This is a genomic window from Curvibacter cyanobacteriorum, from assembly GCF_028649475.1.
GTDB lineage: Bacteria > Pseudomonadota > Gammaproteobacteria > Burkholderiales > Burkholderiaceae_C > Curvibacter > Curvibacter cyanobacteriorum.
Genome location: NZ_JAQSIP010000006.1, coordinates 142,173 through 157,797, shown reverse-complemented (window position 1 = coordinate 157,797; position 15,625 = coordinate 142,173). Strand labels below are relative to the sequence as shown.

The following is a 15,625-nucleotide window of genomic DNA, read 5'->3' as shown; positions in this document are numbered from 1 at the left end:
CCTGTGGTTGAATAGGGTTATTGAGGACCTTTGGAGCCGGGAGATTGCAGGTGCACCAAGAAGACACACGCCAGCCGACAAGGCGGGGGCGATTGAAGAACCAGTTGTTTGCGCTGATTTTGGGCTTGGTCACGGGTTGTACCGTGGTGGGGGCCGCCGCCGTGTTGGCGGTGGGCTGGAGCGACGAACAGGCCCGGGTGGCCAGCCAGCAGGTCACCGAGCGCTTGCTGCTGACCACGCGCTGGCAAGCCGAGGTGCGGGTCAGCAACGACGCGGCGCTGTCCGCGATCATGAACACCAACCCGGTGGCCCAAGGGGTGCTGGACCAACGCGTGCAAGCCAGCTCGGCCCAGTTGGCCAAGCTGGTGGAGGCCCTGGGCCAGGCCCAGCGCAGCCCGGAAGAACAGGCTTCGATGGCCCAGGTGCAGCAACAAGGCCAGGAGATCACCCAACTGATTGCCAAGCTGCAGGCCATGAAGCAGTCGGGCGAACTGGCCCGGGCGGTGCTGGGCGTCAGCAAAGAGCTCAAGCCCAAGGTCGATGAACAGCTCAAGGCCATGGACCTGCACCTGAGCCGCGTCGAGCAAGGCGCGCGTGAACAGGCGCAGCAATTTGAGCAGCAACGCCACCGCATCGAACTGCTGGCCCTGGCCCTGGCGGCGCTGGCCCTGGCGCTGGGGGTGGCCCTGGCCCTGAGGGTGGGGGGCCGCATTGCCGCCGCCATCACTGCGTGCCTCAACACCGCGCAGGCGATTGCCTCGGGCGACCTGACCTGCCCCGCACACAGCCAGCGCAACGATGAGCTGGGCGAGCTGGTGCGCGCACTGGAGACCATGCGCAGCACCCTGAGCCGCACCCTGCACAGCATTCAACAGTCGGGCACGCTGGTGGCCTCGGCGTCCAGCCACATTGCCACCGGCAACCAGGACCTGCAACGGCGCACCGAGGATTCGGCCGCCCACCTGCAACGCACGGCGGACGCCATGGCCCAGCTGCAGGACGGCCTGAGCCACTCGGCGGCGTCGGCGGCCACCGCCCACCAGCTGGCCACCCAGGCCACGGCGGCGGCAGGTCGTGGCGGCCAGGTGGTGGGGCAGGTGACGGCCACCATGGACACCATTTCGGAGGCCAGCCGGCGCATCACCGACATCGTCGGCGTGATCGACGGCATCGCCTTCCAGACCAACATCCTGGCGCTCAATGCGGCGGTCGAAGCGGCCCGCGCGGGCGAGCAGGGGCGGGGTTTCGCCGTGGTGGCCAGCGAGGTGCGCACCCTGGCCCAGCGCAGCGCCTCGGCGGCGCGCGAAATCAAGGCCTTGATCGCCAGCAACGTGGAGCGCGTCGAAGCCGGCACCTTGCAGGTCAAGGACGCCAGCACCGCGATGGACGAGATCGTGGCCTGCGTGCACCGGGTGTCGCAGACCATCAGCGACATCTCCAGCATCACCGCCGAACAGAGCCAGGGCATCGTTGGGGTGAACGAGGGTCTGGTTCAGCTCGATGCCATGACCCGCGACAACGCCCACCTGGTCGACGAAGCCGGTCAGGCGGCTGACTCACTGCAGCAAGAGGCCCATCAACTGGCCGGTGCGGTGAGCCGTTTCCACCTGAGCGCTCAGTCGTAGCTGACCGTGAAGATCAGGTCCACCGCGCTTTTTTCGCCCGTCTGCGCGCGCAGCGTGAGGCGCCGGGTCAGGTCATAGAAGATGTAGAAGGTGCCCATGGTGCCGGCCAGGCTGCGCTCGTAGGACACATAGAAGTCCTTGGACAGGCGCTTGCCCAGGGTCAGGGCGGCGCTGGTGACGCCGGTGTCGGTGTTGCGCACCCCGCTGAACGACACCTCATCCAGGCCCAGCGACTGGGCCAGGCCATCGGACAGGCCTCGGCCACCGCCCAGCAGGGCCAGCGCGGCCTGCTGCAGCAGCGCCGACTCGGCCGCGCCGCTGGCCGCGGCCCGCCCCAGCACCAGCCAGGCCAGCTTGTCGGCGTCGGCCATTTCGGGCTCGGAGAACAAGCGGATGCGCGGTGACAGCGCGCTGCCCGTGATCTTCACGCCCACCCGCATGCTGATGTTGGGCCGGATCGCCAGCACATCGAGCGCCGGGTCGTCGTAGCGGCCGCTGAAGCGCAGCACGCCGGTTTCAATCGTCAGCTCTTGCCCGTAGGCCTTGTAGCGGCCTTGATCGGTGCGCAGCTCGCCCGTGACCTGCGGGTCGCCGCCGCTGGGCGGCAGGCGCAGGGTCAGGGTGCCGCGCAGCCGGGTGGTCAGGCCACGGCCCTGGATTCGGAAGTCATCGCCCAGGTCAAAGCTGACCTGCACGTCGGGCCCGGCCTTGGCGGGGCCCGACGCCGGCTTGGCCGCGGGGCTGGGGGGCGGCGTGGCGGCGGGGCTGCGGCGGCGCGCGGCCGAGCTGACCTTGACGTCGGCGCCCAGCGTGGGGGCGGTCTCGTCGGGCAGGATGAACAGCGCCTGATCGGCCTTGAGCGCGCCACGCACGCTCAGTTGCCCCTCGCGCAGGCGCATGCCCAACTGGCCTGTGACGGCCAGGCGCCGATCGGCCCGGGCCGACACGCGCAGGCGCTCGGTGCGGGTCTGCAGGTCCAGCTCCAGGGCCTCACCGGTCCAGCGGGCCTGGCCGGTGGCGCTGAGGGTGCCGCCGTCGCCACCGCCACCGCCCGGGGCGCCGCGCAGCGTGAACTCCTGGATGTCGATCTGGTTGCCAGTGAGTCGGGCGTGCAGGCGGCCGTCGCGCAGTTCCACCCCTTCGACCACCGAGCGCAGGGCCAGGTTGCTGGCCCGGATGTCGCCAGTCCAGCGGGGGGTCTGCAGGCTGCCTTGCAGGCTGGCCTCGGCGTCCAGGCGGCCGCGCAGGCGCCAGCCGGGCGGGGCCAGCATGGACCACACGCCGATCTGGGGCAGTTGGGCTTTGAGCTCACCGGACAGCGGTGCGTCCGGCGGCAGTTGCCAACCGCTGGCGTCCTGGCGCAGCCGGGTGTTCAGGCGCGCCTGCAGTTGCCCGGCGCGCTCGCTGTCCCAGCGCAACTGGGCGGCCAATTGCTCGCCATCGAGCTGCAAGGTCAGTTCGGCTTGGCGCACCCCGGCGCTGCGCTGGGCCGCGGTGGCCTGGGTGCCGGCGGGCAGGTCCTCCGCCTGCAGCAGCAGGTCACCACTGTGCCGGGCCACCCGCACTTTGGCCTGCAGGCCTTGGTCCTGACGGGCTTGCCAGTCGGCATTGAGCACCAGGTCCCCGGCCACGCCCAGGCCACTGCCGTCACCGCGCAGCGCCACCCAGGCGTCCAGCCAGGCCTGGGGCACCTGGCGCAACTGGCCCTGGGTCTCCCAACGGGTCTGCTGGCGCTGCTGCGACCAGCGTGAAGTCTGCCAGGCCAACTCGGCCGAGCCGCTGGACACCTGACCCTGCAGCAGGGCCCGCCCCGGGGCCACGCTGACTTCGGTCAGTTGCTGTTGTGGCTGGCGCAGCAGTTGCAGGTGGGCCGGCTCGGGCAGTGTCAGCGTCCAGGGGCCGCCGGGCCACTGCGCGGTGCTCTCCAGGCGCAAGGTTTGCAGCACCGCGGCCCAGCGACTGGCTTGGGGCCCGGCCTGGGCGGCCTGGCCAGCCTGCGCTTGCAGCTGGGCGCGCAGGCTTTGTCCTCCTTGGTGGACCGTGCCTTGCAGGCTCAGTTGCAAAGGCAGGCTGCCGGGGACGCCAGGCAATGGGCCGGCCAGGCGGGCTTGCCATTGCTGCAGCCGCAGACCGGCGGCGGGGCCGTTGGCGGCCCATTCCAGCCGGGGCAGGTCGAGTTGCAGGTTCAGGTTCAGGGCCTGCGCCGGGGCCGGTGGGCGCTCGCCCTGCCAGGCCGCCAGCAGGCTGGCCCAGCCGCCTTGCCAGTCGGCTTTGAGTTGGCCTTGCCCGGCCACGGGCAGGCTGTCGCGCAGCCCGTCGAGGCCCGGCAGGCGCTGCAGCCAGCGGTTCAGCGCGGCGGCGTCCTGCAGTTGGAGGAGGGCCTGGCCTTGACCCTGCTCGGCGCCCAGTTGGCCCTTGATCTGGCCTTGCACGCCCGGGGCTTGCCATTGCAGCTCGGCGCTGCCCCCAAGAGGCCGGGTCTGGGCGCGCAGTTGCCCGCTGAGCTGGGCCTCGGCCAGCGCCAGGTTCAGTGTGTCGAGCTGCAAGGTGCCGCCCTGCCAGCGGCCGCTGGCGCGGGCCTGCCTGAGTTGCAAGGCGCTCCACAGGGCGGCCTTGGCCTGGGCCGGGCTGGCCCCACCGGCGCGGGCCGGGGCCGGCTGGGCCCGCAGCTCGGTCTCGAAGCTCAGGTCGCCCAGCGTGCGGCCCGGGCCGCTCAGGCCCTCGCCCGTCAGTTGGCCCTGCAGGGCGGCGCCAGGCAGGCTGCTGAGCCAGCGCGCCGGGTCCATGCCTTGCCACTGGGCCTGCAACTGCCAGGCCGGGCTGTGGCCCGCGGCCGCTTCGGGCCAGCGCGCGTTCAGCCGCAGCAGCCCTGCGCCCACCTGCACTTGCACGTCTTCGGCCAGCCAATCACTGCCGGGGCCCTGCGCCGCTGCGGCCTGGCGCACCGTGCCGCTGAGCTCGGTGATGGGCAAGCGTTGTTGGTCCCACGGGCCCGGCGCGGCGTTGCTGAGCCGCAGTTGGGCGCCCCAGCGCGCGGGGGCGTGCGCCCCCGCCGCGTCGGCCGGGGGCTTCACCTCGACCGTGCCTGAGAGCGCCGTCACCGGGGCCTGGGGCCACAGCAGGCTGGCGTCAATGCCGCGCAATTGGACTTGCGCCTGGTGCACCGGCTGGGTCGCCCAGGGGCGGATCTGGGCGCTCAGCTGAGCGCTCATCTCGGGGGGCGCCGGGGTGGGGCGCGTTGGCGCCTGGGTGGCGGGCGCCTTGGGTGATGTGGCCTGCGGTGCCGGGGCTGGCGTGGCCGGGGGCGCTTGGGGGGGCTTCGCGCCGCGGGGCCCGGCCTGGTGGTCACCGTCGTGGTGGTGGTGGGCCTCGTCGTGGTCCCGCGCGGGCTGCAGCTCGGCCACCACTTGCAAGGTGGCCTCGGGTCCGGACAAGGTGCCTTGCACCAGCGCGCGGGCTTGCACCGTGGCGGGGGCTGGGGCGGGCAGCCGGGTGGGTACCTCGCCGCTGAGGCGCGCGTTGAGTGCCATCGGCGCCTCGGCTTGCACGGTGATCTCGCCGCTGTAGTGGCCCGCGGCCAGGTTCAGCTCCCCCCATTGCAGCTGGTGGCGCTGGCCGTCGTAGAGGTAATGGCCGTTGAACCCGCCGACCTGCAGGCCCGCAGCGCCGGGCAGCTTGAGCTCGCCGAGGGACAGCGGCGTGTCGATGGTCAGGGGCAGGCGCCATTTGGTCAGGGGGGGGCTGGGCGGGGCGGCCTCGCCTTCGTTGCGCACTTCAAGCCGGGCCGCCTCCAGCTGGCTCAGCGCCAGGTGCCGCTCGAGCAAGGGGCGCCAGTCCCAGGCCACTTTGAGTCCGCTCAGTTGCACCGCGGTGCCGGCTTGGGTCCAGTGCAGTTCATCCACCTCGCCACCGTGCAGCAGGCTGCCGCGCACGCCCTGCAGGCTCAGGGTCTGGCCGGGGGGCAACCAGCGCGGCGCATAGTGCGCGACGGTGGCCAATGAGCCTTCGCTGTGGGCCCACAGGCCCAGGCTCCCCAGCAGGGCCAGCGGCAGGCCCAGCAAGGCGGCCCCCAGCCACAGGCCGCGGCGCGACGGACGCGTGCCCCGCGGGGCGGGTGGGGTGGCGGGCGAGGGGCTCGGGGGCGTGGACATGGTCAAAGCAGGCAGGGCGGGTTCAGAAGCTGAAGCCCAGGTTCAAGTGCAGGCGCAGGCGGCGGGTGGCGACGCCCCAGGCCAAGTCCACGGCCAGCGGGCCCACCGGGCTGCGCCAGCGCGCACCGGCGCCCACGCCCACCTTGGCCTTGAGCTCGCTGGCCTGGTTGGCCACCGCGCCGGCATCGACAAACACCGCGGCGTCCCAGGCCGTGGTGCGGCCCTCGCTGCGCAGCGGTTGCTGCCATTCGAGGCTGCCCACGGCCAGGTAGCGGCCCGCCGAGAGGCTGCCATCGGCTTGTTCGACACCGATCTCGCGGTAGCCATAGCCGCGCACCGTGGTGTCGCCCCCGGTCAAGAAGCGCTGGGTGCTGGGCAGCACGACCTGGCTGCGGGCGGCGATGGCGCCGCCTTCGGCGCGCCAGGCCAGTCGGGGGGTGCTGGCCAGGCTGCGGTTGGGGCTGGCGCCCACCGGCACGAAGCCCAGGATCCGCGCCCGGCTGCGCAAGTACGGGTCGCGCTGGGCCCCCAGGGTCACGCCCGCGCCCAGCTCCACCGCGAGGCCAAAGCCCTGGGTCGGGAAGGGCAGGCTGTTGAAATTGCGCCGGGTCCAGGCGTAGTTGGCTGACACGCTGGAGGCGTTCTCGCGCGGCACGCTCTGGGTGATGGCGTGGTCGTATTGCAGGTAAACGTTGCGGTCGTAGCGCTCTTCGGTCTTGGTGCGGCCCGCCTTCAGCGACAGGCTGTTGACCGGTGCGCTGCCGCCGAGCTGGCGCTGCAATTGCGCCGAGGTCACGTTGCGCCAGTTGTCGGTGTCGGGTTGGCCGGTGAGTTCGGTGCCCAGTGATTTGGTCTCGCGGTCCAGCGACAGCTTGTTGATGGCCCGCCAGCCCAGCCAGGGCAGCTTGCGGTGGGTGTATTCGCTCGACAGTCGGGCCCCGCTGTCGGTGCTGGCGCCCAGGCCCAGCACCCATTTGTGCAGTTTGGCCTCGCGCACCTGCACCCGCACGGTGGCGTTTTGGGGGTCGCCCTGGGTGTCCAGTGACATGAACACCGAGTCGAAGTAGCCGCTGTCGGCCACGCGTTGCTGGGCTTCCAGCAGCCGGGTCTGGGTGTACACGGTGCCCGGCGGGATCTGGGCCAGGCGCCGCACCAGCTCGGCGTCGTGCAGCCGGGTGCCCTCGACCACCAAGGTGCCAAAGCGGTAGTCCGGGCCCGAGTCCAGCGTCAGGCTCAGCACGGCCTCGTGGCGGTCGGTGTCGATGGCGGCCTCGCTGTGCAGCAGCCGGCTTGTGGGAAAGCGGTTGGCGCTGAGCCGGCGCAGCGCCTCCGTCTTGGCCTGGTCCCAGGCGGCCTGCGTGAAGATGCTGCCGGGGCGCAGCCCCCAGCTATCGTCCAGGTCTTTTTGCTGTGCGGTCAGGGCGTTGGTGGCCTCGATCTCGCCCTGCAGCCGCAGGGTGACCCGGCTGATGCGCACCGGCTCACCCGCCTGCACGGTGAGGTGGATCGTCCAGCGTGGGCGTGCGGCGGCCGGCGGCGCGGGGCTGCTGCCGGGGGGCACGGTGGCCGGATCGGTGCGGCCAGCGGTCGTTTCTGTGGGTTGGTCGGTATCGCCGGGGGCGGACGGCGCGCCGTGGTCCTCGACGCGCAACCCGACCTGGGCGCCAAAGTAGCCCTGGGTGGCCAGCAGCTCGAGCGCGTTGTCGTGGGCGCTGCCCAGCAGGCGGTCGAGTTCCTCGCGGTCCAGGTCTTGCAGCCCGCGGTACTGCTGCAGGTCGAGGTGGCGCAGCAGGTGTTCGCGCAGGGTCTCAGGGGCGTCGACCTGCAGGTCAAACGCCGCCGGCGGGCTGCTAGGGCGCGGGTCGGCCGCCCAGGCGCTGCCCAGGGTGAACAGCAGCAGCCACACCAGCCATAAAAAAGCCGGCGTGTGCGCCGGCTTGCCTCGCCCGAATCCAAACATGCGTCTATTTTGACAGCATGCGCATGGCGTCTTCGAGGCCTTTCAAAGTGAGGGGGAACATGCGCTGGTTGACCAGCTGCTGGATCACCGCGATGCTTTGGCGGTATTGCCACACGCCTTGCGGCTCGGGGTTGATCCAGGCAAATTTGGGGAAGGCGTTGGTCAGGCGCTGCAGCCATTCGGCGCCCGGCTCTTCGTTGTTGTACTCGACGCTGCCGCCGGGCTGCAGGATCTCGTAGGGGCTCATGGTGGCGTCCCCGATGAAGATCAACTTGTAGTCCTTGTTGTACTTGCGGATGATGTCCCAGGTGGCGAACTTCTCCGAGAAACGTCGCTTGTTGTTCTTCCACATGTAGTCGTAGACGCAGTTGTGGAAGTAGTAGAACTCGAGGTGCTTGAACTCGGCCTTGGCGGCAGAGAACATTTCTTCGACGCGCGCGATGTGCTCGTCCATGGTGCCGCCCACGTCCATGAGCAGCAGCACTTTCACGTTGTTGTGGCGCTCGGGCACCATCTTGATGTCCAGCCAACCGGCGTTGGCGGCGGTCGATCGGATGGTGTCGGGCAAGTCCAGTTCTTCGGCCGAGCCCTCGCGCGCAAACTTGCGCAGGCGGCGCAGCGCCACCTTGATGTTGCGCGTCCCCAGCTCCTGGGTGTCGTCGTAGTCCTTGTAGGCGCGCTGGTCCCACACCTTGACGGCGCTTTTGTTTCGGCCCTTCTCTTGCCCGATGCGGATGCCTTGCGGGTTGTAGCCATTGGCGCCGAAGGGGCTGGTGCCGCCGGTGCCAATCCACTTGCTGCCGCCCTCGTGGCGTTCCTTCTGCTCTTCAAAACGCTTCTTGAGCGTTTCCATGAGCTCGTCCCACCCCATCTTGTCGATCTTGGCTTTTTCTTCGGGGCTGAGCTCCAGCTCGAGGTTCTTGCGCAGCCACTCGAGCGGCACGTCCTTGGTGAAGTCGGCCAGCATCTCGACGCCCTTGAAGTAGGCCGCGAAGGCGCGGTCGAACTTGTCGTAGTGCTTCTCGTCCTTGACCAGCGCGGTGCGCGACAGGTAGTAGAAGTCGTCGATCTTCCAGGCGTTGTCCGAGTTGGGGCCGACCACGTCGGCCTGCAGCGCTTCGAGCAAGGTCAGGTATTCCTTGACCGAGACCGGCAGCTTGGCACTGCGCAGGGTGTAGAAAAAGTCGATCAGCATGGGGGCTCCCGCGTCTACTGGGCCGTGGCCGGCTGGGGCTTGGGGTGCTGTGCCAGCCGGTACAGCAACTGGGCCTTGGCTTCGGGCCATTCGCCTGCGCGCAGGCTGTACATGACCGTGTCACGCACGGTGCCGTCGCGGCGCAGCGCGTGGTGACGCAGCACGCCATCCTTGTGCGCACCCAGGCGCTCGATGGCACGCTGCGAGGCGAAGTTGAAGTTGTCGGTGCGCCAGCCCACCAGGGCGCAGCCCAGGGTGTCGAAGGCGTGGCTCATCAGCATCAGCTTGCAGCTGCTGTTGACGTGGCTGCGCTGCACGCTCTTGGCGTACCAGGTGTAGCCAATTTCAACCCGCTGGATGGCGGGCACGATGTCGTGGTAGCTGGAGGTGCCCAGCACGCGCCCGCTGGCTTCGTCGAGCACGGCAAAGGCGAAGCGGTTCCCCGCCTCCCGCATCTGCAGTGCGGTCTCGATGTAGGCTCGGGTCTGCTCGGGTTCGGGCACCGAGGTGATGCGCAGGTTCCAGAGTTCGCCGTCGGCGGCGGCGGCGGCCAGGCCCGCCTCATGTTCCAAACCCAGCGGGACCAAGGCCACGCCATTGAGGCGCAGGGTCACGGGTTCCACAAAAGCCATGTGTGCTCTCCAGTGCGTGGTCGCTTGGGGTTCAGCGGTTGCGCTGGTTCATGAACACGAGTTTCTCGAACAAGGTCACGTCCTGTTCGTTCTTCAGCAGGGCGCCCACCAGCGGCGGCACGCTGACCTTGCTGTCGGCGCTTTGCAGGGCTTCGAGCGGGATGTCCTCGGCCACCAGCAGCTTGAGCCAGTCGAGCAGCTCGGAGGTGCTGGGCTTCTTCTTGAGGCCGGGCAGGTTGCGCACGTCGTAGAAGGTCTTCATGGCCGCGGTCAACAGGTCGGCCTTGAGGGTCGGGAAGTGCACGTCAACGATCTTCTTCATCGTGTCCGCGTCGGGGAACTTGATGTAGTGGAAGAAGCAGCGGCGCAGGAAAGCGTCGGGCAGTTCTTTTTCGTTGTTCGAGGTGATGAACACCAGCGGGCGGTTCTTGGCGCGGATCATCTCGCGCGTTTCGTAGCAGTAGAACTCCATGCGGTCGATTTCGCGCAGCAAGTCGTTCGGGAATTCGATGTCGGCCTTGTCGATTTCGTCGATCAGCAGGGCCACCGGCTGCTCGGCCGTGAAGGCCTGCCACAACACCCCTTTGACGATGTAGTTGTTGATGTCCTTGACCCGCTCATCACCGAGTTGCGAGTCGCGCAGACGACTCACCGCGTCATATTCATACAGGCCTTGTTGGGCCTTGGTGGTCGATTTGATGTGCCATTGCAACAGCGGCATGCCCAGGGCCTGGGACACTTCTTCGGCCAGCATGGTCTTGCCAGTGCCGGGTTCGCCCTTGACGAGCAAGGGGCGCTTCAAGGTCATGGCCGCGTTCACGGCGAGCATCAGATCTTGCGTGGCGACGTAATTTTGGGAGCCTTGGAATTTCATGGGCAGTGTTGGCTTATCAGATGTGTTGCGGGAGCGGGGCTCGATATAATCAATCGTTGATTTTTCTCAATCCCCTCGGTACTCAATCATCCATTTGATTGTGCTCGCAAAATGAACAAGATGTTGACCACGGTATTTGCCCTTGCTGTCGCTTCCGTGACGGCCTTCTCCACGACCGTCCGCGCCGACGAGGTCAAGACGGACATCCAAGCGAAGGTGGCCATGTGCATTGGGTGCCACGGCATCCAGGGCTACCAGGCAACCTTCCCCGAGGTCTACAAGGTGCCGCGCATCGCGGGCCAGGGTGAGAAATACATCGCAGCCGCACTGACCGCGTACAAGAAGGGCGAGCGCAAGCACCCCACCATGCGCGGCATTGCCGATTCGCTGAGCGAGCAGGACATCAACGACGTCTCGGCCTACTATGCCAAGCTGGGCCAGGGTGAGGGCGCCGCGGTTGCTGACAAGCCGGTCCGCGAACCCAGCGCCAAGGTCGGCGAGCTGCTCAAGAAGGGCGCCTGCGTGTCCTGCCACGGCGACAACTTTGCCAAGCCGATCGACCCGTCCTATCCGAAGCTGGCAGGCCAATACAGCGATTACCTGTACGTGTCGCTGAAGGCCTACAAAATCGACAACAACCCGCAAATCGGCCGCAGCAATGGCGTGATGGGGGGCGTTGCCAAGCAATTCAGCAATGCCGAACTGAAAGCCCTCGCGGGTTACATCAGCAGCCTCGACGGCGACCTGAAAACGGTGCCCCAGGCCAAGTTCCGCTGAACTTCAGCCCCCAGGTGTTGTGAAAAAGCCGCTCTTTGAGCGGCTTTTTTCATAGGGGTCTGCCCCAGGGTCGGGCGCGTGCTGAGGCTGGTCACGCGGGCGGGCCTGGCCTTGCGCGGAGGCGCCCACGGCACCGGTCTGACGCCCGGAAGCCTTGATGCCTTGATGCGCAGACGCGGTGACGCGCGTGCGCGGCTCAGTCGCGCGTGGCGGCGCGCTGCACGGCGTCGATGTAGGCGTGCCCGTCTGGCGGGCGACCACTGCGCTGGCTTTCCCACAGCATGCGGCCCAGGCATTCCATGACCTCGTGGTGCGCGTCGTGCAGCGAGTCGCGGCGGGCGGTCAGCAGCTCCACCGCCTGGCGGATGCCGCGCGGCTGGTCGATGCTGCATTGCTCGCTGATGGACAGGTGCATCGACAGGTGCAGAAACGGGTTGGCCTGCTGGCTTTTGCCATCGTAGACGCGGGCCACGGCCGCGTCGGCATCGGCCAGGTCGGCGTGGTATTCGGGGTGCTCGGCAATCCATTGGCTGGCCAGGGTTTCGATGGCCTCCATCGGGAGGTTGGCCTGGCTTTTGGCGTAGGCCGAGCAGAAAAAGCGACGGACGTCGTCCTGAGAGGGGCTGAACATGGGGTGGAAGGGTATCACCACCCCGCATCCCCAGGCTGGCGCCCGGGCAAGCGTCAGATGGCCGAAGCGGCCTCAGCCGCGCGGCTGGCTGACCATGCGTGAGATGGTCTGGGCCGACTGCAGCAGGTGAGGCAGCATGCGGTCCTGCATGTCGAAGGCGCTGGTGCGGTTGGCCTGCCCACTGATGTTGAGCGCGGCGATCACCCGCCCGCTGCGGTTGACGATGGGCGCGGCCATCGAGATCAGGCCTTCTTCGAGCTCCTGGTCCACCAGGCACCAGCCCTGGTCACGGGCCTGTCGGACCTTGGTCAGCAACTCGTCGATCTCGGTCACCGTGTGGCGGGTGCGCGCGTCCCGCGCGCTGGCCTGGAGGCGGCGAACGATCTCCTCGTCGGGCAGGCCGCCCAACAGGATGCGGCCCATCGAGGTGCAGTAGGCCGGCAGGCGCGTGCCCACGCCGAGGGTGATGCGCATGATCTTGTGGGTCGGCACCCGCAGCACATAAACGATGTCGCTGCCTTCGAGCACGGCCGCCGAACACGATTCTTTGACCCGGTCCACCAGGCCCTCCATCACGGGCTCGGCCAGGTTCCAGATCGGCATCGAGGACAGGTAGGCAAAGCCCAGGTCCAGGATGCGTGGGCTCAAGCGGAACTGGCGGCCGTCGGTTTCGACGTAGCCCAGCGTCTGCAAGGTCAGCAGGATGCGCCGGGCCCCGGCCCGCGTCAGGCCGCTGCGGGCCGCCACCTCGGTCAGGGTCTGCTGGGGCGCCTCGGCGCTGAAGCTGCGGATGACCTCCAGCCCCCGGGCAAACGATTGCACATAGCTGTCGCTGGGGCGCGGCGGACTGTTGTCCGCATCGGGGGGGAGGGCGTCGGTGTCTGGGGTCGTTGCCATGGGCGCTTTAATCTTTTAAAATTCTCGATGCGAACCAATGTTCGATATTAGAACAAATAACGGGGTTTGCCAAGGTCTGTCGGACCTGCTGGTGGCCATTCTCTGGGGCTCGGCGCGTGACGCCCTCCATCCCTGTCTTGCCTTTACCTTCTTTGGAGACTCCTTTCATCATGATCAATAAGTTGGTGCCCACTGTGGCTGAAGCCCTGTCGGAGGTCGCAGACGGCAGCACAGTGCTGATCGGCGGCTTTGGGACCGCGGGCATTCCGAACGAACTCATCGATGGTCTGATCGAGCAGGGGGCCCGCGATCTCACAGTCGTCAACAACAACGCCGGCAACGGCGAGACGGGGCTGGCGGCCCTGCTCAAGACCGGTCGGGTGCGCAAGATCATCTGCAGTTTCCCGCGCCAAGCCGACAGCCAGATCTTCGACGGCCTGTACCGCAGCGGCCAGATTGAGCTCGAACTGGTGCCCCAGGGCACGCTGGCCGAGCGTCTGCGGGCCGCGGGGGCCGGGATTGGCGCGTTCTTCACCCCGACAGGGTATGGCACCGAGATGGCTAAGGGCAAGGAGACCCGTGAAATCAATGGCCGCCACCAGGTGCTGGAGTACCCGATTCATGGCGATGTGGCCCTGATCAAGGCCGAGCGAGGCGATCGCTGGGGCAACCTGACCTACCGCCAATCGGCGCGCAATTTCGGGCCGGTGATGGCCACGGCCGCGCGCTTCACGGTGGCCTCGGTCTATGAGGTGGCGGAGCTGGGGCAGATGGACCCGGAGGCCATCGTGACCCCGGGCCTGTTTGTGGACCGCGTGGTGCGCATTGAGCGCCAGGCCACCCAGGGCGGTGGCTTCAAGGTGGCCGCTTGAACGCCACCGCGTTGACTTCGATCCCCCCATTGCGCAACAGAAAGCTTTCCCCATGACCGACTACACCCGCCGCAGTAAAGACGAACTGGCGCGCCGCGTGGCGCAGGACATCCACGATGGCGCCATCGTGAACCTGGGCATTGGCATGCCGACCCTGGTGGCCAACCACATCCCTGCCGACCGCGAGGTGATCCTGCAAAGCGAAAACGGCATCCTCGGCATGGGCCCCGCCCCGGCCCCGGGCCACGAGGACTACGACCTGATCAACGCCGGCAAGCAGCCGGTGACCCTGCAGCCCGGTGGCGCCTTTTTTCACCACGCGGACAGCTTCGCGATGATGCGCGGCGGTCACATCGACATCTGCGTGCTGGGCGCTTTCCAGGTCTCGGCCACCGGCGATCTGGCCAACTGGAGCACGGGCGAGCCTGGCTCCATCCCCGCCGTGGGCGGTGCCATGGACTTGGCCACTGGTGCGCGCCAGACCTGGGTGATGATGGACCTGCTGACCAAGCAAGGCGTCAGCAAGGTGGTGCAGACTTGCACCTACCCGCTGACCGGCCTGGCCTGTGTGAAGCGCATCTACACCGATCTCGCGACCCTGGAATGCAGTCCCGAGGGCCTGCGCCTGATCGACACAGTGCCCGGCCTCAGCGCGGCCGAGTTGCAAGCCATGATCGGCCTGCCACTGGCCCACTGAACCCGACGGCTTTGCGGGCTCGCGCGGGTCGAGCCCGCTGGCCCAATATTCAATCCACCCAAGAGAGACAAGGAACCACCATGACCCAAGCCTTCATCTGCGATGCCATTCGCACGCCTTTTGGCCGCTACGGCGGCGCGCTGTCGAGCATCCGCACCGACGACCTGGGCGCCATCCCGCTCAAGGCCTTGATGGCCCGCAACCCCCAGGTCGATTGGGCCGCCGTCAGCGACGTGATCTATGGCTGCGCCAACCAGGCCGGTGAAGACAACCGCAACGTGGCCCGCATGGCCAGCCTGCTGGCAGGCCTGCCGATCGATGTGCCCGGCGCCACCGTGAACCGGCTCTGCGGTTCGGGCCTGGACGCGGTGGGCACCGCGGCCCGCGCCATCCGCGCTGGCGAAGCCGGACTGATGATTGCCGGTGGCGTGGAAAGCATGAGCCGCGCGCCCTTCGTGATGCCCAAGGCCGAAAGCGCCTTCAGCCGGGCCAATGCGGTCTATGACACCACCATCGGCTGGCGTTTCGTCAACAAGTTGATGAAGGCGCAATACGGTGTGGACGCCATGCCCGAAACCGCCGAGAACGTGGCCACCGACTTCGGCATCGAGCGCGAAGCGCAGGACCGCATGGCGCTGGCCAGCCAATTGAAGGCGGTGGCCGCGCAGCAGGCCGGCGTCTTTGACGCCGAAATCACGCCGGTCTCGGTGCCGCAAAAGAAGGGCGACCCGGTCATCGTGAGCCAGGACGAGCACCCCCGCGCCACCTCGCTGGAGGCCTTGGCCAAGCTCAAAGGGGTGGTGCGCCCTGACGGCACGGTGACCGCGGGCAACGCCAGCGGCGTCAACGACGGTGCCTGTGCACTGCTGTTGGCCGACGAGCGCTCCGCGGCTCAGCACGGCCTGACCCCGCGTGCCCGCGTGGTGGGCATGGCCACTGCGGGGGTGGCGCCACGCATCATGGGCATCGGTCCGGCCCCGGCGACCCAGAAAGTGCTGGCCTTGACCGGGCTGAGCCTGGCCCAGATGGACGTGATCGAACTCAACGAAGCCTTTGCCGCACAGGGCCTGGCCGTGTTGCGCCAACTGGGCTTGGCCGATGACGACGCCCGTGTCAACCCGAACGGCGGCGCGATCGCACTGGGGCACCCGCTGGGCGCCAGCGGTGCGCGCCTGGTCACCACCGCGGTCAACCAGCTGCACCGCAGCGGTGGTCGTTACGCGCTGTGCACCATGTGCATCGGCGTGGGCCAGGGCATCGCCCTGATCATCGAGCGCGTGTAAGCGGCCCGCGCGGGCCCGCGGTGGGGGCGGG

12 protein-coding genes are annotated in these 15,625 nt (G+C 68.2%); 5 read left to right on the top strand and 7 right to left on the bottom strand.

Features of this window, described 5'->3' with window-relative positions; all coding sequences use genetic code 11:
- Positions 1-104 precede the first annotated feature (104 nt).
- Complete coding sequence (locus PSQ40_RS14095) at positions 105-1,625, top strand: methyl-accepting chemotaxis protein (protein ID WP_273952195.1); 1,521 nt, start codon at positions 105-107, stop codon at positions 1,623-1,625.
- On the opposite strand, the gene PSQ40_RS14090 is transcribed toward PSQ40_RS14095, so the two are convergent.
- The 5 genes from PSQ40_RS14090 to PSQ40_RS14070 are packed head-to-tail and all read right to left on the bottom strand — an operon-like array spanning position 1,616 to position 10,437.
- Complete coding sequence (locus PSQ40_RS14090; protein ID WP_273952193.1) at positions 1,616-5,776, bottom strand: translocation/assembly module TamB domain-containing protein; 4,161 nt, start codon at positions 5,774-5,776, stop codon at positions 1,616-1,618. The two genes, PSQ40_RS14095 and PSQ40_RS14090, sit on opposite strands and share 10 nt — an antisense overlap.
- Positions 5,777-5,798: 22 nt before the next feature.
- Positions 5,799-7,736 (bottom strand): autotransporter assembly complex protein TamA, encoded by a 1,938-nt coding sequence (locus PSQ40_RS14085; RefSeq protein ID WP_273952191.1) that lies wholly within the window; start codon positions 7,734-7,736, stop codon positions 5,799-5,801.
- A 4-nt stretch (positions 7,737-7,740) separates the two neighbouring features.
- The gene (locus tag PSQ40_RS14080) at positions 7,741-8,931 is read right to left on the bottom strand and encodes a vWA domain-containing protein (protein ID WP_273952190.1); all 1,191 of its coding nucleotides are present in this window, start codon (positions 8,929-8,931) and stop codon (positions 7,741-7,743) included.
- A 14-nt stretch (positions 8,932-8,945) separates the two neighbouring features.
- Complete coding sequence (locus PSQ40_RS14075) at positions 8,946-9,563, bottom strand: GNAT family N-acetyltransferase (RefSeq protein WP_273952189.1); 618 nt, start codon at positions 9,561-9,563, stop codon at positions 8,946-8,948.
- A gap of 31 nt (positions 9,564-9,594) precedes the next feature.
- A complete protein-coding gene (locus tag PSQ40_RS14070) occupies positions 9,595-10,437 on the bottom strand; it encodes an AAA family ATPase (RefSeq protein WP_273952188.1) in 843 nt (280 codons plus the stop codon).
- 111 nt (positions 10,438-10,548) lie between these two features.
- On the opposite strand from PSQ40_RS14070, the gene PSQ40_RS14065 reads away from it, so the two are divergent.
- Positions 10,549-11,214 carry a c-type cytochrome gene (locus tag PSQ40_RS14065; protein ID WP_273952187.1) on the top strand — a complete coding sequence of 222 codons (666 nt, stop codon included), beginning with the start codon at positions 10,549-10,551 and terminating at the stop codon, positions 11,212-11,214.
- A 196-nt stretch (positions 11,215-11,410) separates the two neighbouring features.
- Here PSQ40_RS14065 and PSQ40_RS14060 read toward each other — a convergent pair whose 3' ends face one another.
- Entirely contained in the window at positions 11,411-11,845 is a 435-nt protein-coding gene (locus PSQ40_RS14060) for a DUF1841 family protein (protein WP_273952186.1), read from the bottom strand.
- Positions 11,846-11,917: 72 nt separating this feature from the next.
- Positions 11,918-12,742: an IclR family transcriptional regulator gene (locus tag PSQ40_RS14055; protein ID WP_273952184.1), complete on the bottom strand. Its 825-nt coding sequence runs from the start codon at positions 12,740-12,742 to the stop codon at positions 11,918-11,920.
- A gap of 170 nt (positions 12,743-12,912) precedes the next feature.
- Here PSQ40_RS14055 and PSQ40_RS14050 point away from each other — a divergent pair, with 170 nt between their 5' ends.
- From PSQ40_RS14050 to pcaF, 3 genes are all read left to right on the top strand, one after another.
- Positions 12,913-13,614, top strand: a complete 702-nt coding sequence (locus tag PSQ40_RS14050; RefSeq protein ID WP_273952182.1) for a 3-oxoacid CoA-transferase subunit A — start codon at positions 12,913-12,915, stop codon at positions 13,612-13,614.
- Positions 13,615-13,666: 52 nt separating this feature from the next.
- Positions 13,667-14,311: a 3-oxoacid CoA-transferase subunit B gene (locus PSQ40_RS14045; protein ID WP_273952180.1), complete on the top strand. Its 645-nt coding sequence runs from the start codon at positions 13,667-13,669 to the stop codon at positions 14,309-14,311.
- An 80-nt stretch (positions 14,312-14,391) separates the two neighbouring features.
- Entirely contained in the window at positions 14,392-15,594 is a 1,203-nt protein-coding gene (pcaF, locus tag PSQ40_RS14040; protein ID WP_273952178.1) for a 3-oxoadipyl-CoA thiolase, read from the top strand.
- Positions 15,595-15,625 lie beyond the last annotated feature (31 nt).

Excerpts from the sequence above, each read along its gene's own strand:
- PSQ40_RS14060 (WP_273952186.1), bottom strand. The coding sequence starts at position 11,845 with ATGTTCAGCCCCTCTCAGGACGACGTCCGTCGCTTTTTCTGCTCGGCC.
- PSQ40_RS14055 (WP_273952184.1), bottom strand. The coding sequence starts at position 12,742 with ATGGCAACGACCCCAGACACCGACGCCCTCCCCCCCGATGCGGACAAC.
- PSQ40_RS14085 (WP_273952191.1), bottom strand. The coding sequence starts at position 7,736 with ATGTTTGGATTCGGGCGAGGCAAGCCGGCGCACACGCCGGCTTTTTTA.
- PSQ40_RS14065 (WP_273952187.1), top strand. The coding sequence starts at position 10,549 with ATGAACAAGATGTTGACCACGGTATTTGCCCTTGCTGTCGCTTCCGTG.
- pcaF (WP_273952178.1), top strand. The coding sequence starts at position 14,392 with ATGACCCAAGCCTTCATCTGCGATGCCATTCGCACGCCTTTTGGCCGC.
- PSQ40_RS14050 (WP_273952182.1), top strand. The coding sequence starts at position 12,913 with ATGATCAATAAGTTGGTGCCCACTGTGGCTGAAGCCCTGTCGGAGGTC.
- PSQ40_RS14070 (WP_273952188.1), bottom strand. The coding sequence starts at position 10,437 with ATGAAATTCCAAGGCTCCCAAAATTACGTCGCCACGCAAGATCTGATG.
- PSQ40_RS14045 (WP_273952180.1), top strand. The coding sequence starts at position 13,667 with ATGACCGACTACACCCGCCGCAGTAAAGACGAACTGGCGCGCCGCGTG.
- PSQ40_RS14080 (WP_273952190.1), bottom strand. The coding sequence starts at position 8,931 with ATGCTGATCGACTTTTTCTACACCCTGCGCAGTGCCAAGCTGCCGGTC.
- PSQ40_RS14090 (WP_273952193.1), bottom strand. The coding sequence starts at position 5,776 with ATGTCCACGCCCCCGAGCCCCTCGCCCGCCACCCCACCCGCCCCGCGG.
- PSQ40_RS14075 (WP_273952189.1), bottom strand. The coding sequence starts at position 9,563 with ATGGCTTTTGTGGAACCCGTGACCCTGCGCCTCAATGGCGTGGCCTTG.